The organism is Variovorax saccharolyticus, from assembly GCF_030316765.1.
Taxonomy (GTDB): Bacteria; Pseudomonadota; Gammaproteobacteria; order Burkholderiales; family Burkholderiaceae_C; genus Variovorax; species Variovorax saccharolyticus.
The window spans coordinates 108,028-131,450 of the sequence record NZ_JASZYT010000007.1 but is presented as its reverse complement, the minus strand read 5'-3'; the positions used below and the strand labels follow the sequence as shown (position 1 = coordinate 131,450).

Genomic DNA, 23,423 nt, shown 5'->3' with positions numbered 1-23,423 from the left:
GGCCCATGAGCAATCTCACCGTCGCCCTCGCCATCCTCGGAGGACTGGTTCTCGCCACCGTGGTCGGCTACAACGCCTGGATGTCGCGCCGCAACGCTCCGAAGCAGCCCGACGCGCCGGTCGGCGAAGCGCCCGCTCCCGAAGCCGCGCCCGCGGGCGAACTCGAACCCGTGCTGCACGTCGATCCGCACCAGGTGCCGGGCAACGAGCGGCACGAGCCGCTGTTCGATCCCGACCTGCCGGCGCCCAGCGCCCTGGCCGTGCCTTCGGCCGAACGGCGCGGCGGCCTCGATCCGCTGATCGACGTCATCGCCCCGGTGTCGCTCGACGGCCTGGCGTCGGGCGACGCCGCGATCGCGGCCATGCCGGCAACCCGGCGTGCCGGCAGCAAGCCCGTGGCGGTCGAGGGGCTCAACGAGTTCACCGGCCAATGGGAGCCGGCGGTGGCCGGCCAGCGCTACGGCGCCTTCCAGGTCGGCGTGCAGATGGCCAACCGCACCGGCGCGCTCAACGAGATCGAATATTCGGAGTTCGTCGTCAAGGCCCAGGCCTTCGCCGATGCGGTCAACGGCGCGCCCGAGTTTCCCGAGATGCTCGACGAGGTCGCGCGGGCCCGCGAACTCGACCAGTTCGCGAGCTCGCACGATGCCCAGCTGAGCTTCGTGCTGCGTGCGCGCCATGCCGCATGGAGCCCTGGCTACGTGCAGCAGAACGCCGCGCGCCTGGGCTTCGTCGCCGGCATCATCCCGGGCCGCATGGTGCTGCCGGCGGGCGAGCAGGGCTTGCCGCCGCTGTTGGGCCTGTCCTTCGATACCCAGGCCGCGCTGGCCGACGATCCGGCGCAATCGGCGATCCGCGAGCTGACCCTGAGCCTCGACGTGCCACAGGTCGACCGCATCGAGCGGCCTTTCGAGCGCATGCGCGAGGCCGCCGCGGCGCTGGTGCGCGAGATGGACGGCGTGGTCACCGACAGCGACGGCCAGCCGCTGCGCGAGGAGACCATGGACGCCATCGGCATCGACCTCGAACAGCTCTACGACACGCTCGATGCGCGCGACCTGTCGGCCGGATCGCCCCTGGCGCGCCGCCTGTTCAGCTAGCCGGAGACCCCCATGACCACGCGTGAAGACGCGGCCAAGGAAGCCGCGGCGCTGAGCGGGCAATTGCACCGCCATGCCCATCTCTACTACGTGCTCGACGCGCCCGAACTGCCGGACGCCGAGTACGACCGCCTGTTCCAGCGGCTGCAGGCCCTGGAGGCCGAATACCCCGAGCTGCGCAGCCCCGATTCGCCGACCCAGCGCGTCGGCGGCAAGCCGCTCGACGGCTTCGCCAAGGTGCGCCACAAGGTGCCGATGCTGTCGATCCGCACCGAGACCGACATCACGCCCGGCGGTGCCAGCGCCTTCGATGCGCGGGTGCGCAAGGAGCTCGGGTTGGCCGAGGACGGACCGCAGGTCGAATACGTCTGCGAGCTCAAGTTCGACGGCTTGGCGCTCAATCTGCGCTACGAGCACGGCGTGCTGGTGCAGGCGGCGACCCGCGGCGACGGCGAGATCGGCGAGGAGGTGACGCAGAACATCCGCACGGTGCAGCAGATCCCGCTGCGCCTGCACGGCGAGGCCTCGGCGATCCCGCCGGTGGTCGAGGTGCGCGGCGAGATCTACATGCGGCGCGACGACTTCGATGCGCTCAACGAACGGCAGCGCGAGAAGATCGCCGCCGGCCAGAAGAACGAGAAGGTCTTCGTCAATCCGCGCAATGCGGCAGCGGGCGCGGTGCGCCAGCTCGATCCGGCGATCGCGGCGCAGCGGCCCTTGAGTTTCTTCGCCTACGGCCTCGGCGAGGTGACGCCCCCCGAGCAGGGCGGGCCCTCGCATCCGACGCAGTTCGACTGGCTGCAGCAGTTCGGCGCCTGGGGCTTCCCGGTGGCGGCGCAGACCGCGCGGGCGCGCGGCGCGATCGAGCTGATCGCCTTCCACGAGACCATCGGCCGTCAGCGCGATGCGCTGCCCTACGACATCGACGGCGTGGTCTACAAGGTCGACAGCCTCGAGCTGCAGCGGCAGCTGGGCTTCGTCTCGCGCGAGCCGCGCTGGGCCGTGGCGCACAAGTACCCGGCGCAGGAGCAGCTCACCGAGGTGCTCGCGATCGAGGTCCAGGTCGGGCGCACCGGCAAGCTGACGCCGGTCGCCAAGCTGGCGCCGGTGTTCGTCGGCGGCGTCACCGTGACCAACGCCACCCTGCACAACGAGGACGAGACCCGCCGCAAGGACGTGCGCGTGGGCGACACGGTGATCGTGCGGCGCGCCGGCGACGTGATTCCCGAGGTGGTCGGCGTGCTGCCCGAGAGCGCCGCCCGGCCGGAGGCGGAGCGCGGTCCGGTCTTCACGATGGCGCACCAGTGTCCGGTTTGCGGCTCCGACGCACTGCGCGAGGAGGGCGAGGTCGACTACCGCTGCACCGGCGGGCTGTTCTGCGCGGCGCAGCGCAAGGAGGCGATCCTGCATTTCGCGGCCCGGCGGGCGCTCGACATCGAGGGCTTGGGCGACAAGCTGGTCGAGCAGCTGGTCGACGCCGACCTGATCCGCACGCTGCCTGATCTCTACAAGCTTGGTTTCACGACCCTGGCCGGCCTCGACCGCATGGCCGACAAGTCGGCCGGCAACATCGTCGAGGCGCTCGAAGCCTCGAAGAAGACCACGCTGCCGCGCTTCCTGTTCGGCCTCGGCATCCGCCACGTGGGCGAAAGCACGGCCAAGGACCTGGCGAAGCATTTCGGCAAGCTCGACGCGATCATGGATGCGAGCGAGGAGCAGCTGCTCGAAGTCAACGATGTCGGGCCGGTGGTGGCGACCAGCCTGCGCACCTTCTTCGACCAGCCTCACAACCGCGAAGTGGTCGAGCAGCTGCGCGCCTGCGGCGTGCACTGGGAAGAGGGCGAACCCGCCGCCCGGGCGCCCAGGCCGCTGGCGGGAAAGACCTTCGTCATCACGGGCACCCTGCCGACACTGAGCCGCGACGAAGCAAAGGAAAAACTCGAGGAAGCCGGCGCCAAGGTCGCCGGCTCGGTGAGCAAGAAGACCGACTACGTGGTGGCGGGCGCCGAGGCCGGCAGCAAGCTCGACAAGGCGCGCGACCTGGGGGTCGCCGTGATCGACGAGGCGCAGATGCTGGAGATCCTCGCGCAGGGATTATCCTGAGCACCTGAGTTTTCCCGGTCAACAGCCCGCCGCGCTGGCCGTTGAAACGCAGTCAGAGCTCAGGAGGTCCCGATGAAGCGAATCCGTTCCCTCTCGGCCACCATCGCGGTCGGTGGTGCCGCCCTGCTGGGGGGCTGCGTGGCACCGGGTCCCTACTACGCCGGGGCCACCTATCCCTACTATGTCGAACCCGGCCCGGTGGTCGTGTCGCCTTCGCTCTACATTTCCGGCGGGTATTACGGGTGGGGCGGCTACTACGGGGGCTGGCCCGGGTATTACGGGCGGCCGGGCTTCTACGGCGGCTATCGATACGGCGGCTGGCCCGGCTACTACGGGCGCCCGGGTTACTACGGCCGGCCTGGCTACTACGGACGCGGATACGGCCGCCGATAGCGCCGGCCCCGGCCGCCTCGATAATCGAGCGATGGCCATCCGCGAAATCCTCAAGATGGGCGACCCCAGGCTGCTGCGCATCGCGCAGCCGGTTGCCGCCTTCGACACCGACGAACTGCATCTGCTGGTGCGCGACATGTTCGAGACCATGCACGCGGTGAATGGTGCCGGCCTGGCCGCGCCGCAGATCGGGGTCGACCAGCAACTCGTGATCTTCGGTACCGACACGGTGAATCCGCGTTACCCGGATGCGCCGATCGTGCCGCGCACGGTGCTGCTGAATCCCGTCATCACGCCGATCGGCGACCAGGAAGAAGAAGGCTGGGAGGGTTGCCTGTCGGTGCCGGGCCTGCGCGGCGTGGTGCCGCGCTTCGCCAGCATCCGCTACACCGGTTTCGACCCGTACGGCGATCCGATCGACCGCACGGTGAGCGGGTTCCATGCCCGCGTCGTCCAGCACGAGGTCGACCACCTGCTGGGCAAGCTGTATCCGATGCGGGTGCGCGACTTCTCGCGCTTCGGCTTCACCGAGGTCCTGTTTCCAGGCCTCGATGCGGGCGACGACGACTGAATCAGTTGTACTTGCCGCTGGTGCCGCCGACGCTGAAGCGGCCGGCACCCAGGAAGGCCACGGCGAGCGCAGCGAACAGGAACATGCCCTGCAGTTCCAGCGCCCAGCCGCCGGTCTTGCCGATGACCCAGAGATCCTTGAGGTGCACGAGCCAGATGGCGACCAGCATGTTGATGACCGTGATCCACGCCGCAGGGCGCGTGTAGATGCCGACGATCAGCAGCACCGGGGCCAGGATCTCGCCGACATAGACCAGGTAGGCGAGCGCGCCCGGGAGGCCGTTCGCGGCCAGCGTGCTCGAAATGAAGCCGACGCCGTTGCTGAGTTTCGCGATCCCGTGAAGCAGGATCAGGATGCCAAGGGCCAAGCGCAGCACCAGCTTGCCGGTGTCATCGGAACGGATCATGAGAAATACCTTTCGTTGCTAAAGACAGGCGCGATTGTGGTCGATCCGGGACCGCCTCATCGGCTCGATGCTGCCCGGCTTGTGGGGGCAAGCCTGGCGCGGCCGATCGGCGCCTGCGGGTCTGCATGAGCGTGGCGTCGATGGCGCGAAAGGGGTTGTCGGGATCCTGAGCCAGGGCCTCCACCACGGGAGACCAGGCACCGCTGCGTCGCCAGCGCGAGTAGCGCAGGTGCACGACGCGGAAATCACCGAAATGCGTCGGCAGGTCGCGCCAGGGAATGCCCGCTCGATAACGGTAGAGCACGGCCTCGACGAAGAGCCGGTTGTCCTTCGCCGTGACGCCCACATGCCCGGGGCGCCCGGGCAGCAGGTCCTTGATCAGTGTCCATTGGTGCTCCTTCAGTGCGTACATCGGCCTTCATATTTTTAATTGTGCGTTTCTATTAATGTAGCCGCCTTAATCTTGACAAATTGATGACAGTTACAAATTGAAGTATCGGAGCCGTTGATTTTACCAATGGCTCTGGCTGCCGTTGAATTTCCAGTCCCATTCAATTGATGACAAATTGGGTGCTGGCTTTTTTGTTACGGACGGTTAGGAAAATCCGAAACTCTTACACTAATGGGCTTTTAATTGATGATTTGTCAGGATTTCCGATTTCTCCTGCTTTTGTCGGAAATTTCTCAGGCTGCCGGCTTGCCATGCCGTGCTTAGAATCCACGCCGTGCATCAATGCCGGGTGGCATTGACAATTGATTTTCAAATCAATTATCAGATGGGGCGGCTGCAGCCGCCCCTTGCACGTTCATTGACTTCAATCTGGAATTACCATGAAGAAAATCCTTTTGTCGACTCTCGTTGCCGGCGCCTCGGTCTTTGCTGTTTCTGCCCATGCATCGGGAACCATCAATTTCGACGGTGAACTGGTCGCCCAGACCTGCGATACCAACGTGAACGGCGTCCCGACGCCGTCGATCGCCACCGTCTCGCTGCCGCATGTCAGCGTGGCCGCCCTGACCGCCGCCGGTCAAGTGGCCGGTCAGACGCGTTTCACCATCGGCCTGAACAACTGCGTGGGCACCCTGACCACCGCCGCTGCCTACTTCGAGAACGGCGCCACGGTGCACACCTCGGGTCGCCTGATCAACACGGCAGCCGCCGGCGCCGGCAACGTGCAGCTCCAGCTCGTGGACAGCGGCAGCAATGCCGCGATCGTGGCCGGCGACTCGTCGCAGCGCACCAACAACACCCACGGCACCATCGTCGGCGGCGCGCTGAGCCTGCCGTACGGCGTGCAGTACTACGCGACCGGCGCGACCACGCCCGGCAACGTGGTCAGCTCGGTGACCTACACGATCGACTACCAATAAGGTCGACAGCGCCCGCGCGCCGTGTGCGTGCGGGCGCCCCCGGCGCGCCTTTGCGGCGCGCCGGCTCGGGCCAAGCAAAAAGACGCAATGAAAAATCACTTTCGCAAATACCTGCGCTGGGCGGTTGCCGTGTCCGCGTTCGGCTTCGGGTTTTCGCAAGCCGGCATCGTCATTACCGGCACGCGCGTCGTCTATCCGGCCCAAGAGCGCGAGGTCACGATAAAAATAAACAATACCGGAACATTGCCGGCCCTGGTTCAAAGCTGGATCGACGACGGCAATGAAAAAACCAGTGCCCAGGAAAAATCAATGCCGTTCTCCCTGTTGCCGCCGGTATTCAGGGTCGATCCGGGCAAGGCGCAGACATTGCGCATGTCCTATACCCAGGAGCCGTTGCCGCAGGATCGCGAGTCGGTCTTCTGGCTCAATGTGCTCGAAATTCCACCGCGGCCCGATGCGGAAACCCGGGAGAGCCGGAATCTGCTGCAGATGGCTTTCCGATCGAGGATAAAGATATTCTTCCGGCCCCAGGGCCTGCCTGGCGACGCCGACGCGGCGGCGGCCGGATTGCGCTGGCAATTGACCACCAACGAAGCCGGCACCGGCTACGACCTGGAGGCTGAGAATCCCTCGGCCTTCCACGTCAGCATTTCCAAGGCCTCGGTCTCCTTCGGCGAGCAGGCGTACGAAGCCGGCAGCGGAATGGTCGCACCGCGCGGCAGCCAGCGGTTTCCGCTGGCCGGACTGGCCGCGAAGCCCGCTGCCGCCCCCCGGATCCGGTTCACCGCGATCAACGACTACGGCGCCCTGGTCGACAGGGAAGCCGGCCCGGAAATTCGAGGCGAACAACAGGTCGCGCCGCCGTCGGAGGCGGCCCCCAACACCTGATCCGGTCCTGCTCGCCCGCCTGCCGGCGACAGCACCCATTCCGATCTTCACCTGGCGCCACCCTCCGAGGGGCTTGGCGTGGCGCAGCCTTTCCGGCTGCCAAGCGATGGAACTGAGACAACGATGCGAGTTTTTTCCCGCGACGCCAGACCGTCATGGCCGTTGAGCCGGCTGAGCGTGGCCCTGATCCTGGTGTTCGGCCCGGCTTCGATGTCGATGGCGCAGGAGACGCCGGCGCCGGCAGCCCCGCCCTCGGCGGCCTCCGCTTCCGAGAGCCTGGTCGACATCGAGTTCAACGAAGACTTCGCCGCCGATGCGGCGGGCTCCAAGGTCGATTTCTCGCGCTTCTCCAGGGGCAACCCCTTGCTGCCCGGGGACTACCGTGTCGACCTGTCGGTCAACGGCAAGGCGCTCGGGCGCACCGAGGTCTCGGTCAAGGCGAGCCCGGGCCAGGAAGAGGGCCGGTTCTGCGTCACGCGGGCCTTGCTCGAGCGCTTGGGGGTCGACTTCGAGAAGCTGGGCGAACCCGCCGTCCTAGCGCTGGCCGGGCCGGCCTGCCTGTCGATCAAGGACCTGATCCCGGACGCCTCGCTGACCCTGGACACCTCGGCCCTGTCGCTCGAAGCCAGCATCCCGCAGGCCCTGCTGCGGCGGACGGCGCGCGGCTACGTCGATCCGGCCGCCTGGGATTCGGGCGTGACCGCGGCCGTGCTCGGCTATGCCTTCAATAGCTATCGCAATCGCACCGCCGGCCAGTCCTTCGACTCGTCCTACCTCGGGCTGAACCTCGGCTTCAATGCCGGCGGCTGGAACTTCCGCCACAACGGCGGCATGTCGTGGCCGGTGCGCGGCGGCTCGACCTACCAGACCCAGAACACCTACGTGCAGCGGGACCTCAGCGCGCTGCGCGGCCGCCTCACGCTCGGAGAGGCCAACACCAGCGGCGAGATTTTCGACACCGTGCCCTTCCTGGGCGCCCAGGTGGCCTCGGACGACCGGATGCTGCCGGATTCGCAGCGCGGCTATGCGCCGGTCGTGCGCGGGATCGCCACCACCCAGGCGCGGGTCACCATCCGCCAGAGCGGGGTGATCATCTACGACACGCCGGTGGCGCCGGGCCCGTTCGAAATCGACGATCTCTTCCCGGCCGGATACGGCGGGGATCTCGAGGTGACCGTGACCGAGTCCGATGGCCGCCAGCGGGTCTTCTCGGTGCCCTATGCGGCGGTGCCACAGCTGCTGCGTCCGGACACGATGCGGTTCAGCGCGACCGGCGGCCGCCTCCGCAATCCCGCGCTGCTGGACGAGCCGGGCTTCTTCCAGGGCACGCTGCAGCGGGGCTTCACCAACAGACTGACCGGCTACGGCGGCGTGCAGGCCGCGGAACACTACGCCGCCGCGCTGCTCGGCGCCGCGGTGGCGTCGCCGATCGGCGCCTTGTCGGCCGACCTGAGCGCGGCCCGGTCGGAGATCGGGCAGGACCACCTGTCCGGCCACAGCCTGAGGCTGGGCTACAGCAAGTTCCTGGAGCAGTTCGCCAGCAACGTCTCGGTTTCGGCGGCGCGCTTCTCGACCGACGGCTTCTTCGGCTTCAGCGATGCGGCGCTCGCCGCGGATGCGGTCCGGCGCGGCCTCTCGGCCGATTCGGTCTGGCGTCCGCGCAATCGCCTGTCCCTCAGCTTCAGCCAGGCCCTCGGAGAGAACGGCGGCCACCTGTCGCTCAGCGGCTTCGCGCAGGACTACTGGAACCGCGATCAGCGCGATCTGCAATACCAGTTCAGCTACACCAACCGCTTCCGCTCGATGAGCTACACCCTGTCGATCAACCGGACGCGCGATGCCGCGGGCCGGATGGCGAACATGGTCATGGCGAGCCTGTCGATTCCCCTCGGAAGGAGCGACAGGCCGCCGATGACCGCCATGCTCAACGTCAGCCGCGATGCGGACGGCCGGATGAGCAGCCAGGCCTCGCTCAGCGGCACCGCTGGCGCCAGCAACGAGCTAGGCTGGGGCGTGGCGGCCGGCCACGCCGAGACGCAGGGGGCCAGCGGCTCGCTCAATGCCCAGTACCGCAGCCGCTACGCGAACCTGCAGGCCTTCTACGGGCAGGGCCGGGACTACCGCAGCGGCTCGCTGGGCGTCAACGGCTCGGCGGTGCTCCATGCGGGTGGCCTGACGCTGTCGCCCTACCTCGGCGAGACGATCGGCCTGGTCGAGGCGCCGGACGCGGCCGGGGCGCGGATCGAGGGCTACTCCGGCGTGGTGCTCGACGGCAAGGGCTTCGGCGTCGTGCCCTACATGACGCCGTACCGCCTCAACGAAGTGGCGATCGATCCCAAGGGCATCTCCGCCGACGTCGAGTTGCAGGCCACGAGCCAGCAAGTCGCGCCGCGCGCCGGCGCGGTGGTGCGGCTCCAGTACAAGACGACGACCGGCCGTGCCCTGCTGGTCGACAGCCGCCTGGCCGATGGCGCGAGGCTGCCGTTCGGCGCCGATGTCAGGGACGCCGCCGGCCACAGCGTCGGCACGGTCGGGCAGGGCGGCCGCATCTTCGTGCGGATGCCCGAATCCAACCGCCTGCTGACCGTACGATGGGGCGAGCAGGCTGCACTCGCGTGCAGCATCGACCTGTCGGCGTTGCCGGCGCGCGTGGCGGGCGCCGGCGCGAAGCTCGAGCGCTTCGATGGTCCCTGTACGGTGGCGCAGGCGGCGGCCGGTCGCGAGCCCGGTGCCGCTGGCGCCATCGAATGAAACCACCTGGAGCATCCATGCAAGCACTTCAACTTCCGGCCAGGGCCGCGGCCGTCCGGTTCTGCGCCGGCCTCGCATTGCTGGCTCTTTCCGCGGCGGCCCAGGCCGCGATCCGCTGCGACTACCGCTTCGACAATCCCTATGGTCCGGCGCCCGCCGTGCTGCCGCAGTCGCTGCTGGTCCAGGCGCTGACCGTCGGGCGGGACGTTCCGGACGGCACGGTCATCTACCAGCAACTCACCGACCTGCAGCCGTTCAGCCTCAGCTGCGACGGCGGCACCGGCAATGTCGAGCTGCGGTCGAGCTACGCTGCCAATCCCCGGCCACTGGCTTCATGGAACACGGGCCCTTATGCCGGGAAGGTCTACGAATCGGGCCTGCCGGGCATCGGGGTCTTCATCGAGGACCTGTCCTCCGGCGCTGCGCTGCCGGCGGTGCGGAACCTGCCGATCGCCTCGCTGCCGGCTTCCGTGACCGGAAAGCAGGCTCAACTGCGCCTGAACCTGATCAAGATCGGGCCGGTGTCGCCCGGCGCGGTCGGCGGCAGCCAGTTGCCGAGCGCCGAGGTCGCGATCGCCCAGCTGCCGCTGCTGCGGCTCCAGTTCCTGGGGGGGCTCCAGATCGTCTCGCAGACCTGCACCACGCCGGATGTGAACGTCTCGATGGGCACGCATCGAACCAGTGAGTTCTCGGGTCTGGGCAGCGCCACGGCGTGGAAGCCGTTCGAGATCCGCCTCGAGAACTGTCCGGCCTTCCACGGGGCGTCGGCATCGGCGACGAACACCCACACGGGCGGCTCCGGATGGGTGTTCTCGGGCACCACCGCGAGCAACCAGATCGGCTACGCCCTGACGAGCACGACGCGCATGATCGGCGCGCCGGCGCAGGGGATCGTGGCGCTGGGTGCGGCCCGGCGGGGCGGGTCGACGGCCGGCGGCATCGGCTTGCAGCTCGGGCGTCCGGACGGTTCACCGCACGGCTTCGACAGCCGCCATCCCTCGGGCATCGTGCCTCATTCCGAACCCGGTGCCGGCTATGCGATCCCGCTGGCCGCGCGCTATGTCCAGACCGAGGCGGCGGTGACGCCCGGCGAGGCGAACGCCTCGATCATCTTCACGATCGACTATCAATAGAAGCGGATAGACGCGGACCTCAGTCGTAGCTCGTGATGACCACGGCCGCCGCCGGCCGGCCGCCGTCCAGCGCCACCAGGCTCAGGCTGCCGCCCTGGGCGCCGAGCGGGCAGCCGCGGGCCGGCGCGGGCTGCAGTCCGTCGCTGCAGCGGATCGGAACGGGCTCCCGGTTCGGCCGTTCGACACGCACCGTGGCGCTCTGGGGGCCGGAAGGCGAGGCGACGAAGCGCAGCTCGGTCCCGGCCCCGGGGGCGGTGGATGAAAGCCGGATGCCGTACGACGACGGCACGATGGCGCCCGAGAACATGATCCCGCCGCCCGCCGCGTTGGCGACCGAAGCGAAGAGGCAGCCGGCAACGGCTGAAGCGAGGGAAAGTCTCGCCGGACATCCTGTGCGTCTCCCCATGTCGAACTCCTTGAAACGTCGATCGTTTCATGGTGATTTGCTGCTTTTATTTTTGCAAGTGTTTCGATTTGAGACAGCATTCGGTGTTTTCTTGTCCGTGCCCCTTCGGATGGCGCCGACGTCGCTCGCCCCGGACCGCACGTAAACTGCCGCCTGCCGTCAAATCGTTCAGAAGAGAAGAGGACCACCGAATGAATCCACGCATCCGTCCGGCGCTCGCCGCTGTCGCCGCCACCCTGGCCCTCACGGCCGCGCCGGCTTTCGCCGGCAAGACGCTCGATGCCGTCAAGCAGCGCGGCAGCGTCAAGTGCGGCGTGACCAACGGCGTCGCCGGCTTCTCGGCCCCCGACACGCAGGGCAACTGGTCCGGGCTCGATGTCGACACCTGCCGCGCCATTGCCGCCGCCGTGCTCGGCGACGGCAAGAAGGTCGAGTTCGTGCCGCTCAACTCGCAGCAGCGCTTCTCGGCGCTGCAGGCCGGCGAAATCGACATCCTGGCGCGCAACACCACCTGGACGCTGACCCGCGATGCCTCGCTGGGCTTCCACTTCACGACCATCACCTACTACGACGGCCAGGGTTTCCTGGTGCCCAAGAAGATCAAGGTGAACAGCGCCAAGCAACTCAAGAACGCCACCATCTGCACCCAGTCCGGCACCACCAACGAGAAAAACGTGGCCGACTGGTTCAAGGCCCAGAACATCCCGGTCAAGACGGTCGTGTTCGAGAGCTTCGAGGCTTCGTTCAAGGCCTTCTTCGCCGGCCGCTGCCAGGCCTTCACGACCGACACCTCGGCGCTCGCAGGCCTGCGCAACAAGGAGGCGCCGAACCCCGACGACTACGTGATCCTGCCCGAGCTGATCTCCAAGGAGCCGCTGGCGCCGCTGGTGCGGCGCGGCGACGACGAATGGTTCGCGATCGCCAAGTGGGTGCCCAACGCGCTGATCGAGGCCGAGGAGTTCGGCATCACCCAGGCCAACATCGACGAACTCAAGGCCAGCAGCAAGGACCCCGCGCAGCAGCGCCTGGTCGGCAGCGGCGACGACCTCGGCAAGCTGCTGGGCCTCGACAAGGACTGGTCCTACCGCGCGATCAAGGCGGTGGGCAACTACGGCGAGGTCTTCGAGCGCAATGTCGGGCCGAAGTCGGTGCTCAAGCTGCCGCGCGGCTCGAACAACTTGTGGAACAAGGGCGGGCTGATGTACGGATTGCCGGTTCGGTGAGCGCTGCCCGGCCGCCCGAACGGCGCCGTGCCGTCTGGCTCGCCTGGGCCCTGCAGGCCCTGCTGATCGCGGCGATCGCCTTCGGCGTCTTCTGGCTGGTCCACCATGCGCTCGAAACGCTGCGCGCCCGGGGCGTGCAGTCGGGCTTCGACTTCCTGCTGCAGCCGGCGGGCTTCGACATCTCCGAGGGCTGGCTCGACTTCGATGCCGGCCAGCCTTTCTGGCGCGCCTTTCTCGCCGGCCTGATCAACACCGTGCGGGCTGCGGTGCCCGCCGCGGCGTTGGCGGTCCTGCTCGGCACGCTGATCGGCATCGGCCGGCTGGCGCCGCACGTGCTGGTGCGCGGCCTCTGCGGCGCCTATGTCGAGACGCTGCGCAACGTGCCGCTGCTGGTGCAGCTGCTGATGCTGTACTTCGCCCTGACGCAGCTGCTGCCCGATTCGACCGAACCGCTCGAACTGCTGCCCGATGTCTGGCTCAGCAAGGGCGGGCTTTCGCTGCCCTGGCCGGTGCGGGAGGAGGGTGCCTTCTGGCCCTCCCGGCTCGAATGGCCCGAGCGCGGCAGCTTCAACGTCAGCGGCGGCGCGGCCCTGAGCCCCGAATACCTGGCGGTCGTGATCGCGTTGGCGCTCTACACGGCTTCCTTCGTCGCCGAGATCGTGCGCGCCGGCATCGTCTCGGTGGCGCAGGGCCAGAAGCTGGCCGCCCAGGCGCTGGGCCTCACGGGATGGCAGCAGCTGCGCATCGTGGTGCTGCCGCAGGCGCTGCGCGTGATCGTCCCGGCGCTCACCAACCAGTTGCTGAGCCTGACCAAGAATTCCTCGCTGGCGGTGGCCGTGGGCTATCCGGAGCTGGTGTCGATCGCCAACACATCGCTCAATTCGACCGGCCGCGCCTTCGAATGCATCGCGGTCATCATGGCCGTGTACCTCGGGCTGTCGCTGGTCATCTCCTGGGCCATGAACCGCTACAACGCGCGCGTCGCGCTCAGGGGCTGGCGATGAGCGGGGCGCTGCGCAAGGAGCTGTGGGGTTCGCCGCTCCGCGCGGCCTTCACGCTGGCGCTGCTGCTGCTGTTCGGCTGGGCCGGTTTCCATGCCCTGGACTGGGCCGTGCTGCAGGCCGTGTTCCGTGCCGACGCGCCAGCCTGCCGGGCGGTCCATCACGGCGCCTGCTGGGGCGTGGTGGCCGAGAAGTGGCGGCCGATCCTGTTCGGGCGCTATCCCTACGAGGACCAGTGGCGGCCGGCGGTCGCTGTCACCCTGCTGTCGCTGACCACGCTGCTGAGCGCCTGGCCGCGCAGCTGGCGCTGGTGGCTGCTGCCACTTTGGCTGGTGGCGCTGGGCCTGTTCGTGCTGCTGATGCGCGGCGGCTTTCTCGGACTCGCGATGGTCCCCACCAACCGTTGGGGCGGCTTGCCGCTCACCATCGGCCTGGCGGTGGTCGGCCTGGCGCTGGCCTTTCCGCTGGCGCTGGCGCTCGCGCTCGGCCGGCGCTCGCAGTGGCCCGCGGTCCGCACGCTCTGCGCCACCTATATCGAACTGGTGCGCGGCGTGCCGTTGATCTCGGTGCTCTTCATGGCCTCGTTCCTGCTGCCGCTGCTGTGGCCCGCGGGATGGCAGCCCGACGTGCTGGTGCGGGTGCTGGCCGGCCTGTCGCTGTTCGTCGCGGCCTACCTGGCGGAGATCATCCGCGGTGGCCTGCAGGCGGTGCCGCACGGCCAGGTCGATGCCGCGATGGCGCTGGGCTTCGGCCGCTGGCCGGTGCAGCGCGACATCGTGCTGCCTCAGGCGCTGCGGCTGGTGGTGCCGGCGCTGACCAACAACGTGGTCGGCACCCTCAAGGACACTTCCCTGGTGACCGTGGTGGGCCTATTCGAACTCACCGGCGCGCTCGGCCTGGCGCTCGGCGGCGATCCGACCTGGCGGCCGTTCTACCTCGAAGGCTATCTGTTCATCGCCGCGGTCTACTGGGCGATGTGTTTCGGGCTCTCGCGCTACAGCGCGTGGCTCGAGCGAAGGCTCGCCGCCGGCTAGAGAAAAGACCCACGAAACACCGGGATACTTCGCCGCGACGACCTGCGCGCCGACCCTGTTCACGGCCCGGGCGAAGTCGCAAACTGCGGCCATGAGTGCGATACGGATGTGGCGGACCCCGCCGGGGTTTCGACCCGGTGCGGAGTCCACCGGTCGGCGCCTTGCCTTCCTGCTGGCGCTGTATCTCGACCGGAACCTCCGCGACGCGATGGCCTGCGAAATGGCGATCGAGTTCGCCACGCGCGCCCAGGCCAGCCCCGACTACCGGCTCGAAGTCGCGAGCCACAACGCGCTGTCGATCGTCTTCGAAGCCAGCCTTGTCAGGATCGAGCACGAGGTCACGGGGCTCGGCTCGCTGCGCATCGATGCCGGCCAGTTCGCGTACCTGCTGGCGCAGTGGCTCCGGGTATTGCGCAGCAGCGTGCCGATCGAGACGACCGTGATGCTCGAGCTGCCGCCGCCGATCAGGCGGCCAACGCGTCGAGCAGTTCGGTCTCGATCGCCAATTGGGCCCGCTGGCCCTGGAGCTCGGGCCCGCTGATCAGGAAGGTGTCCTCGACGCGCTCGCCCAGGGTCGTGACCTTGGCCAGCTGCAGATTCAGGTGATGGCGGGCCAGCACCCGTGCCACCGAATAAAGCAGTCCCGCACGATCGCTGGCCGAGATGCTGAGCAGCCAGCGCTGCGCCTTCTCGTCGGGCAGCAGGCTGACGCGCGGCTTGATCGGGAAGCTGCGCACCCGGCGCGAGACCCGGCCCTTGCTCGGCGGCGGCAGCGGACCGGCTTCGTTGAGCGTCTTGGCCAGTCCGGTTTCGACCATGTTGATCAGGTCGCGGTAGTGCTCGGGGATGAAGGTGGTCACGACCTGGAAGGTGTCCAGGCCGAAGCCGTTGCTTGCGGTATGCACCTTGGCATCCAGGATGCTGAAGGACGACTGGTCGAAATAGCCGCAGATGCGCACGAACAGGTCGGGCTGGTCGGGCGTGTAGACCACCACCTGAAGCCCTTCGCCGACGGGCGACAGGCGTGCCCGCACGATCGGCGGCGTGTGCGGATCGATCGGAACGCCCGCATGCGGCACATGGCGCGACAGCTGCTTGGCGTGCCAGGCGATCTCGGAGGCATCGTGGCGCATGAAGTAGCCGACGTCGAGGGTCTGCCACAGCGACTTGTGGGAATCCTGGGGCTCGGCATGCAGTGCCAGCAGCACCAGCGCTTCGCGCTTGCGGGCCTCGATCTCGGCGCCCGGGTCGGGCATGCGGCCGCCCAGCACGCGCGAACTCAGGCGATAGAGGTCCTCGAGCAACTTGCCCTTCCAGGCGTTCCAGACCCGCGGCGAGGTGCCGCGGATGTCGGCGATGGTCAGCAGGTAGAGCGCCGTGAGGTAGCGCTCGTTGCCCACGCGCTTGGCGAAGGCGCCGATCACCTCGGGGTCGCTCAGGTCCTGCTTCTGCGCCACCTGGCTCATCACCAGGTGCTCCGAGACCAGGAACTCGATCAGCTTGGCGTCTTCGCGCGGGATCTCGTGCTGGCGGCAGAAGCGCCGCACGTCGCGTGCGCCCAGGGTCGAGTGGTCGCCGCCGCGGCCCTTGGCGATGTCGTGGAACAGCGCCGCGATGTAGAGGATCCAGGGCTTGTCCCAGCCGGCCGCCAACTGCGAGCAGAAGGGGTATTCGTGCGCATGTTCGGCGATGAAGAAGCGCCGCACGTTGCGTAGCACCATCAGGATGTGCTGGTCGACCGTGTACACATGGAACAAGTCGTGCTGCATCTGGCCGACGATGCTGCGGAACACGCGCAGGTAGCGCCCCAGCACCGAGGTCTGGTTCATCAGCCTGAGCGCGTGCGTGATGCCGCGCGGCTCCAGCAGCATGCGCATGAAGGTCGCATGGTTGACGCGGTCGTTTCGGAACTTGCTGTCCATCACGTGGCGCGCGTTGTAGAGCGCCCGCAGCGTGCGCGCCGACAGGCCGTTGACGCCGATGGTCTTCTGGTAGAGCAGGAAGGTCTCGAGGATCGCGTGCGGATCCTTCACGTAGAGGTCGTCGCTCGCGACTTCGATCAGGCCGCCCTTCTCGAAGAAGCGCTCGTTGATCGGTGTCGGCTCGTCGGCCTGCGGCTGCAGCTTCTCGGCGATGTTGAGCAGCAGGATCTGGTTGAGCTGGGTCACCGCCTTGGCGGCCCAGTAGTAGCGCCGCATCAGCGCCTCGCTGGCCTTGCGCTGCGACTCGCCCACGTAGCCGAAGGTGGCGGCCACCGCGGTCTGGAGGTCGAACACCAGCCGGTCTTCGCGCCGGTTGGCCGTGACGTGCAGGCGGGCGCGGATCAGGCTCAGCAGCGCCTCGTTGCGCTTGATCTGCTGGATCTCGAACGCGGTGGCCAGGCCATTCCTGGCGAGCTCGTCCCAGCGGTTGCCGAAGCCGGCCGCCTTGGTCATCCAGAGGATGGTCTGCAGGTCGCGCAGGCCGCCCGGGGATTCCTTGCAGTTGGGTTCCAGCGCGTAGGGCGTGTTGTCGAACTTCTGGTGGCGGTGCCGCATCTCCTGCGACTTGGCGGCGAAGAAGGCCTGCGGGTCGATGGCCGCGAGAAAGCTCTTGCGGAAGGTGGTGTAGAGCTTCTTGTCGCCGATCACCAGCCGCGACTCGAGCAGCGAGGTCTGGACCGTGACGTCCTTGGCGCCCTCGGCCAGGCATTCGGTGACGGTGCGCACGCTGGAGCCGATCTCGAGGCCGGCGTCCCAGCAGCGGCCGATGAAGGCTTCGAGGCGGGCCGGCTCGATCCCGGTCCCGTCGCCCTCGGGCAGCAGCAGCAGCACATCGACATCGGAGTACGGAAACAGCTCGCCGCGCCCGAATCCGCCGACCGCCACCAGCGCCAGCTCCTGGCCGAAGCCGGCGTCCTGCCAGAGCGCGCCGAGAGTCTCGTCGGCCAGCGCCGCCAGCTGCCGCAGCACGGTGTGCACGCTGCGCGTGGGCGCGCGCGCGCTGCGCAGCTGGTCGAACAGCGCCAGCTTGTGCGTGCGATAGGCGTCGCGCAGCGAGGCAATGTCCACGACCGGCGCCTGAAGCAGCCGCGGCTTCAAGCCGCGGCGGTGACGAAGGCCGGCGGCGGCGGGCTGCCGGCCGAGAGCGTGAGCACCTCGTAGCCGGTCTCGGTGACCAGCACCGTGTGCTCCCACTGCGCCGACAGCGAGTGGTCGCGGGTGACGATGGTCCAGCCGTCGTACTGGCCGCCCTTGGCGTCTTCCTTGATCTCGCGCTTGCCAGCGTTGATCATCGGCTCGATCGTGAAGGTCATGCCGGGCTTGAGCTCCTCGAGCGTGCCCGGACGGCCGTAATGCAGCACCTGGGGTTCTTCGTGGAAGCCGCGGCCGATGCCGTGGCCGCAGAACTCACGCACCACCGAGAAGCCGTTGCTCTCGGCAAAACGCTGGATCGCGAAGCCGATGTCGCCCAGGTGGACGCCCGGCTTGACCTTGACGATGCCGTGCCACATGGCGTCGTAGGTGAAGGCGCACAGCCGCTTGGCGGCGATCGAGGCGTCGCCGACCACGAACATCCGGCTGGTGTCGCCGTGCCAGCCGTCCTTGATGACCGTGATGTCGCAATTGACGATGTCGCCCTTCTTGAGCGGCTTGTCGTTCGGAATGCCGTGGCAGACCACGTGGTTGACCGAGGTGCAGATCGACTTGGGGTAGGGCGTGCTGCTGGCGCCCATGTAGTTCAGGGGCGCCGGAATGGCGCCCTGCACCTGCGTGATGTAGTCGTGGGCGAGCTTGTCGATCTGGTTGGTGGTCACGCCGGGGACGATGTGGGGGGTGATGTAGTCCAGCACCTCGGAGGCGAGGCGGCACGCCACGCGCATGCCGGCCACGCCCTCGGCGTCTTTGTAGGTAATGCTCATGGCCGGAATTATCCCATCCGAGCCGCTAAAATTCAGGGTTAGCGCGGATGGCCCCAGTCAGCGGCCGCCGCCTCATTCTCATGAATCCCAACGCGGCCCCTGCGGCCGACCCGAACGTGACGCTGCCCGTGAACCCGTCTTCCCCCCGTGCTGTCCATGCCGCCCCCGTGGTGAGCTTCTTCGAGGGCGGCAGCGCCCTCAGCGATTTCCGGGCCCGGCAGCTGCTGCCCCGCCTGCAGGCGGTCGAGCCGCGCATCGAGGGCCTGAGCGCCCGTTTCGTCCACCTGGTGGTCACCGACGACGCCCTCGACCAGGCCGCGAAAGAGCGGTTTGCGGCCCTGCTGGGCTACGGCGAACCCTTCGCCGCGCCGGCCAAGGCCGGCCCGACCGTGATCGTCACGCCGCGCCTGGGCACCGTCTCGCCCTGGGCTTCCAAGGCCACCGACATCGCCCACAACTGCGGCCTGGCGTTGCGCCGGGTCGAACGGGTGACCGAGTACCACCTGGTGCTCAAGGCGCCCCTGCTCGGCAAGGCGCCGGTGCTCGAAGGCGACCAGCTGGCCGCAGTGGCCGACCTGCTGCACGACCGCATGACCGAATCGGTGCTGGCCCGGATCGAGCAGGCCGCCGAGCTGTTCGCCGAACTGCCGCCGCAGCCGATGGCGCAGGTCGACGTCCAGGGCGGCGGCCGGGCGGCGCTGGTCGAGGCCAACAGCCGTTTCGGCCTGGCCCTGGCCGAGGACGAGATCGACTACCTGGTCGATGCCTTCACCCGCCTGGGCCGCAACCCGAGCGACGTCGAGCTGATGATGTTCGCCCAGGCCAACAGCGAGCACTGCCGCCACAAGATCTTCAACGCCGACTTCGTGATCGACGGCGCGGCGCAGCCGCAGAGCCTGTTCTCGATGATCCGCAACACCGAGCGCCTGAGCCCGCAGCACACGGTGATCGCCTATGCCGACAACGCCTCGGTCATGGAGGGCACGCAGATCGAGCGCTTCGTGGCGGCCTCCGAATCCGGCGGCTACCGCAAGAAAGAGGCGCTGAGCCACGTGCTCATGAAGGTCGAGACCCACAACCATCCGACCGCGATCTCGCCGTTCCCGGGCGCCTCCACCGGCGCCGGCGGCGAGATCCGCGACGAGGGCGCCACCGGGCGCGGCTCCAAGCCGAAGGCCGGCCTGACCGGCTTCACGGTGTCGAAGCTGTGGCCCGCCGAGGGCAGCTACGGCAAGCCCGGCCATATCGCGAGCCCGCTGCAGATCATGACCGAGGGCCCGCTGGGCGGCGCCGCCTTCAACAACGAGTTCGGCCGGCCCAACCTGCTGGGCTACTTCCGCGAATACGAACAGGCGATCGAAAGCGACCGGGACACGGTGCAGCGCGGCTACCACAAGCCGATCATGATCGCCGGCGGCCTCGGCAGCATCGATGCCGGCCAGACCAAGAAGATCCAGTTCCCGGCCGGCGCGCTGCTGATCCAGCTCGGCGGGCCGGGCATGCGCATCGGCATGGGCGGCAGCGCCGCCAGCTCGATGGCGACCGGCGCCAATGCGGCCGAACTCGACTTCGATTCGGTCCAGCGCGGCAACCCTGAAATCGAGCGCCGGGCGCAGGAAGTCATCAACCATTGCTGGCAGCAGGGTGACGCCAACCCGATCCTGGCGATCCACGACGTCGGCGCCGGTGGCTTGAGCAACGCCTTCCCCGAGCTGACCAACGACGCCGGCCGCGGCGCGCGCTTCGACCTGCGGGCGGTGCCGCTCGAGGAGTCGGGCATGGCGCCGAAGGAAATCTGGTGCAACGAGAGCCAGGAGCGCTATGTGCTGGCGATCGCGCCGGAGTCGCTGGCGCAGTTCCGCGCCTTCTGCGAGCGCGAGCGCTGCCCGTTCTCGGTGGTCGGCGTGGCGACCGACGAGCGCCAGCTGCTGGTGGCCGACGAGGGCGCCGAGGCGCAGCCGGTCGACATGCCGATGGACGTGCTGCTGGGCAAGCCGCCGAAGATGCTGCGCGACGTCCAGACCGTGGCGCGCAGCTTCAAGCCGCTCGATCTCACCGGCGTCGACCTGCAGCAGGCCGCGATCGACGTGCTGGCGCACCCGACCGTGGCCTCGAAGCGCTTCCTGATCACCATCGGCGACCGCACCGTCGGCGGCCTGAGCCACCGCGACCAGATGGTCGGCCCGTGGCAGGTGCCGGTGGCCGACTGCGCCGTCACGCTGGCGGATTACCGCGGCTTCGCGGGCGAGGCGATGAGCATGGGCGAGCGCACGCCGCTGGCCGCGCTCGACGCCCCGGCCTCGGGCCGGATGGCGGTGGCCGAGGCCATCACCAACCTGCTGGCGGCGCCGATCGAGCTGTCGCGGGTCAAGCTGTCGGCCAACTGGATGGCCGCCTGCGGCGAAGCGGGCGAGGATGCGGCGCTGTACGAGACCGTCAAGGCCGTCGGCCTCGAACTCTGCCCGGCGCTCGGCATCTCGATCCCGGTGGGCAAGGATTCGCTGTCGATGCGCACCCAGTGGCAGGACGGCGGCGAGGCGAAGAAGGTCACGTCGCCCGTGAGCCTGATCGTCACCGCCTTCGCCACCCTGGCCGACGTCCGCGGCACGCTGACGCCGCAGCTCGACGCCGTCGAGCCCGACAGCACGCTGGTGCTGGTCGACCTCGGCCGCGGCAAGCAGCGCATGGCCGGCAGCATCCTGGCGCAAACGCTGGGCCAGAGCGGCGACACGGTGCCCGACCTCGACGATCCGCAAGACCTGGTGAAGCTGGTCGCCGCGGTCAACGCGCTGCGCGCCGAGGGCAAGATCCTCGCGCTGCACGACCGCAGCGACGGCGGCCTGTTCGCGGCCGCCTGCGAGATGGCCTTCGCCGGCCATGTCGGCGTGGCGCTCAATGTCGACCTGCTGGTCACCGAGGGCGACGGCATCAGCGACAGCCGCGCCGAATACGGCGACGCCAAGAACTGGGCCGGCCAGGTCAGCGCGCGGCGCGAAGAGCTCACCCTCAAGGCGCTCTTCAACGAAGAGCTGGGCCTGCTGCTGCAGGTGCGCACCGCCGAGCGCAACGAGGTCATGCAGACCCTGCGCGCGCACGGGCTCAGCGCCCACAGCCACTTCGTCGGCAAGACCCGGCCGGCCAGTTCGCCGATGGACGCGGGCAAGGGCAAGGTCGAGATCTGGCGCGACGCCAAGGCTGTCTTCAGCGCCAGCCTCGCCGACCTGCACCAGGTCTGGGATTCGGTCAGCTGGAAGATCTGCCGCGAACGCGACAACCCCGACTGCGCCGATGCCGAACACGCCGCCGCCGGCGATCCGCAGGACCCGGGCGCCCACGTCCTGCTGGCGCCGGGCGCGACCGACGATGTGGCCGCGCCATTCCTCAATCTGGCCCGCCCCAAGGTCGCGATCCTGCGCGAGCAGGGCGTCAACTCGCACGTCGAGATGGCCTACGCCTTCACCGAGGCCGGCTTCGAGGCCTTCGACGTCCACATGACCGACCTGCAGACGGGCAGGGCGGACCTGGCCGACTTCAAGGGCGTGGTCGCCTGTGGCGGCTTCAGCTACGGCGACACGCTGGGCGCCGGCATCGGCTGGGCCCGCAGCATCACTTTCAACCCGAGGCTGGCCGAGCAGTTCAAGGGCTTCTTCGGCCGCGCCGACACCTTCGGCCTGGGCGTGTGCAACGGCTGCCAGATGTTCGCCGAACTGGCCGACATCATCCCGGGCGCCGAGGCCTGGCCGCGCTTCACGACCAACCAGAGCGAGCGCTTCGAGGCCCGCCTGTCGATGGTCGAGGTGCTCGATTCGCCCAGCCTGTTCTTCGCCGGCATGGCCGGCAGCCGCATGCCGATCGCAGTCGCGCACGGCGAGGGCTACGCCAACTTCAAGCACCGCGGCGACCCGGCCCGGGCGATCGCGGCGATGCGCTTCGTCGACAACCACGGCCAGGCGACCGAGCGCTATCCCTTCAACCCGAACGGCAGCGCCGGCGGCCTGACTTCGGTGACCACCGCCGACGGCCGCTTCACGGCGCTGATGCCGCATCCGGAACGCGTTTTCCGCAACATCCAGATGAGCTGGACCTCGGGCGACCGCAGCGAGCTCAGCCCCTGGATGCGGATCTGGCGCAACGCGCGCAAGTGGGTGGGCTGAGCCCCGTGCGGCGACGTTCGGTACTCGGCGCCAGCGCCGTGATGGGGGGCGCGCTGCTCGGAAGGATGCCTCTGTCCGGCGCGGCCGAAGCCTTCGGCGCGCTGAAGAAATCGCCGCGCATGCCGCTGCTCTTCGTCGGCCACGGCAGCCCGATGAACGCCATCGGCGACAACGCCTATCGAAGGAGCTGGCAGGCGCTCGGCGCCGAGTTCGGCGCCCGCTACCCGAAGCCGCAGCTGATCCTGTGCGTCTCGGCGCACTGGCTGACACGCGGCGGCTGGTTCCTCACCGGCATGGCCAGGCCCAAGACCATTCACGACTTCGGCGGCTTTCCGCAGGAGCTGTTCGACCAGCAGTACCCGGCGCCCGGCGCGCCCGAAGCGGCAGCGCAGATCGCGCAGGGCGTGCGCCAGCCGCCAGGCGGCACCGCGCTGGGCCTGGACCAGGCCGAGTGGGGCTTCGACCACGGCACCTGGTCGGTGCTCAAGCCGATGTTCCCGCGCGCCGACATCCCGGTGGTGCAGCTCAGCATGGACTACAGCCGCCCGCCGGCCCAGCACTACCAGCTCGGCCAGCAGCTGCGGGCGCTGCGCGAGCGTGGCGTGCTGATCGTCGGCAGCGGCAACATCGTGCACAACCTGCGCGCCACGCGCCGCGACGCCAGCCCGCGCCAGGCCTACGACTGGGCGATCGAGTTCGACCGCATCGTCGGCGAGCAGATCGGGAACGGCCAGCTCGCTGCCCTGCCGGACTTCAAGAGCCTGGGCCCGATCGCGGCGCAGGCCCATCCCACGCACGATCACTACCTGCCGCTGCTCTATGCCGCCGGTGCGGTCGATGGCAAGGAAGCGCCGCGCTTCTTCAACGCCGACTTCCAGTCGGCATCGATCTCGATGCGTTCGGTGGTCTGGGGCTGAAAGCAAAAAAGGCCGGCGAATGCCGGCCCTTTCGTGGAACACGCGGAGCCGGCTTCGCCGGGCCCGCAGCG

General features: G+C 68.5%; 18 protein-coding genes and 1 pseudogene. 14 read left to right on the top strand and 5 right to left on the bottom strand.

Features of this window, described 5'->3' with window-relative positions:
• Positions 1-5 precede the first annotated feature (5 nt).
• The 4 genes from QTI45_RS21255 to def all read left to right on the top strand — a co-directional run bounded on the left by QTI45_RS21255 (position 6) and on the right by def (position 4,167).
• Positions 6-1,100, top strand: coding sequence for a cell division protein ZipA C-terminal FtsZ-binding domain-containing protein (locus QTI45_RS21255; protein ID WP_286655804.1), 1,095 nt, complete (start codon positions 6-8; stop codon positions 1,098-1,100).
• Positions 1,101-1,112: 12 nt separating this feature from the next.
• Positions 1,113-3,203 (top strand): NAD-dependent DNA ligase LigA, encoded by a 2,091-nt coding sequence (gene ligA, locus QTI45_RS21250; RefSeq protein ID WP_286655803.1) that lies wholly within the window; start codon positions 1,113-1,115, stop codon positions 3,201-3,203.
• Between the two features lie 72 nt (positions 3,204-3,275).
• The gene (locus QTI45_RS21245) at positions 3,276-3,596 is read left to right on the top strand and encodes a hypothetical protein (protein WP_286367941.1); all 321 of its coding nucleotides are present in this window, start codon (positions 3,276-3,278) and stop codon (positions 3,594-3,596) included.
• 31 nt (positions 3,597-3,627) lie between these two features.
• Entirely contained in the window at positions 3,628-4,167 is a 540-nt protein-coding gene (gene def / locus QTI45_RS21240; protein ID WP_286367940.1) for a peptide deformylase, read from the top strand.
• 1 nt (position 4,168) lies between these two features.
• Here def and QTI45_RS21235 read toward each other — a convergent pair whose 3' ends face one another.
• A complete protein-coding gene (locus QTI45_RS21235) occupies positions 4,169-4,573 on the bottom strand; it encodes a DoxX family protein (protein ID WP_286367939.1) in 405 nt (134 codons plus the stop codon).
• 97 nt (positions 4,574-4,670) lie between these two features.
• Positions 4,671-4,985 (bottom strand): annotated as a pseudogene (locus tag QTI45_RS21230) (transposase); the annotation flags it as partial.
• 419 nt (positions 4,986-5,404) lie between these two features.
• Between QTI45_RS21230 and QTI45_RS21225 the strand changes: the two are divergent.
• From QTI45_RS21225 to QTI45_RS21210, 4 genes are all read left to right on the top strand, one after another.
• On the top strand, positions 5,405-5,944 hold the full coding sequence (locus QTI45_RS21225; RefSeq protein WP_286655802.1) for a fimbrial protein: 540 nt from the start codon (positions 5,405-5,407) through the stop codon (positions 5,942-5,944).
• An 87-nt stretch (positions 5,945-6,031) separates the two neighbouring features.
• On the top strand, positions 6,032-6,832 hold the full coding sequence (locus QTI45_RS21220; RefSeq protein WP_286655801.1) for a fimbrial biogenesis chaperone: 801 nt from the start codon (positions 6,032-6,034) through the stop codon (positions 6,830-6,832).
• Between the two features lie 123 nt (positions 6,833-6,955).
• Positions 6,956-9,583, top strand: a complete 2,628-nt coding sequence (locus QTI45_RS21215) for a fimbria/pilus outer membrane usher protein (RefSeq protein ID WP_286655800.1) — start codon at positions 6,956-6,958, stop codon at positions 9,581-9,583.
• Positions 9,584-9,600: 17 nt separating this feature from the next.
• Positions 9,601-10,716 carry a fimbrial protein gene (locus QTI45_RS21210; protein WP_286655799.1) on the top strand — a complete coding sequence of 372 codons (1,116 nt, stop codon included), beginning with the start codon at positions 9,601-9,603 and terminating at the stop codon, positions 10,714-10,716.
• Positions 10,717-10,735: 19 nt separating this feature from the next.
• Here the strand turns inward: QTI45_RS21210 and QTI45_RS21205 are convergent, their stop codons facing one another.
• Positions 10,736-11,122 (bottom strand): hypothetical protein, encoded by a 387-nt coding sequence (locus QTI45_RS21205; RefSeq protein ID WP_286655798.1) that lies wholly within the window; start codon positions 11,120-11,122, stop codon positions 10,736-10,738.
• 191 nt (positions 11,123-11,313) lie between these two features.
• On the opposite strand from QTI45_RS21205, the gene QTI45_RS21200 reads away from it, so the two are divergent.
• The 4 genes from QTI45_RS21200 to QTI45_RS21185 all read left to right on the top strand — a co-directional run bounded on the left by QTI45_RS21200 (position 11,314) and on the right by QTI45_RS21185 (position 14,921).
• On the top strand, positions 11,314-12,345 hold the full coding sequence (locus tag QTI45_RS21200; protein WP_286655797.1) for an amino acid ABC transporter substrate-binding protein: 1,032 nt from the start codon (positions 11,314-11,316) through the stop codon (positions 12,343-12,345).
• Positions 12,342-13,349, top strand: coding sequence for an amino acid ABC transporter permease (locus QTI45_RS21195; protein WP_286367932.1), 1,008 nt, complete (start codon positions 12,342-12,344; stop codon positions 13,347-13,349). The genes QTI45_RS21200 and QTI45_RS21195 overlap by 4 nt, the downstream gene beginning before the upstream one ends.
• Complete coding sequence (locus tag QTI45_RS21190) at positions 13,346-14,380, top strand: amino acid ABC transporter permease (protein ID WP_286655796.1); 1,035 nt, start codon at positions 13,346-13,348, stop codon at positions 14,378-14,380. The genes QTI45_RS21195 and QTI45_RS21190 overlap by 4 nt, the downstream gene beginning before the upstream one ends.
• A gap of 106 nt (positions 14,381-14,486) precedes the next feature.
• Complete coding sequence (locus QTI45_RS21185) at positions 14,487-14,921, top strand: hypothetical protein (protein ID WP_286655795.1); 435 nt, start codon at positions 14,487-14,489, stop codon at positions 14,919-14,921.
• Here QTI45_RS21185 and QTI45_RS21180 read toward each other — a convergent pair.
• Both QTI45_RS21180 and map read right to left on the bottom strand, forming a co-directional pair.
• Positions 14,845-17,430 carry a [protein-PII] uridylyltransferase gene (locus QTI45_RS21180; protein ID WP_444813302.1) on the bottom strand — a complete coding sequence of 862 codons (2,586 nt, stop codon included), beginning with the start codon at positions 17,428-17,430 and terminating at the stop codon, positions 14,845-14,847. The two genes, QTI45_RS21185 and QTI45_RS21180, sit on opposite strands and share 77 nt — an antisense overlap.
• 26 nt (positions 17,431-17,456) lie before the next feature.
• Positions 17,457-18,281 (bottom strand): type I methionyl aminopeptidase, encoded by an 825-nt coding sequence (gene map / locus QTI45_RS21175; RefSeq protein WP_286367929.1) that lies wholly within the window; start codon positions 18,279-18,281, stop codon positions 17,457-17,459.
• An 80-nt stretch (positions 18,282-18,361) separates the two neighbouring features.
• Here map and purL point away from each other — a divergent pair, with 80 nt between their 5' ends.
• Entirely contained in the window at positions 18,362-22,435 is a 4,074-nt protein-coding gene (purL, locus tag QTI45_RS21170) for a phosphoribosylformylglycinamidine synthase (protein WP_286655794.1), read from the top strand.
• A gap of 65 nt (positions 22,436-22,500) precedes the next feature.
• Positions 22,501-23,352 (top strand): 4,5-DOPA-extradiol-dioxygenase, encoded by an 852-nt coding sequence (gene ygiD / locus QTI45_RS21165; protein ID WP_286655988.1) that lies wholly within the window; start codon positions 22,501-22,503, stop codon positions 23,350-23,352.
• Positions 23,353-23,423: the final 71 nt, after the last annotated feature.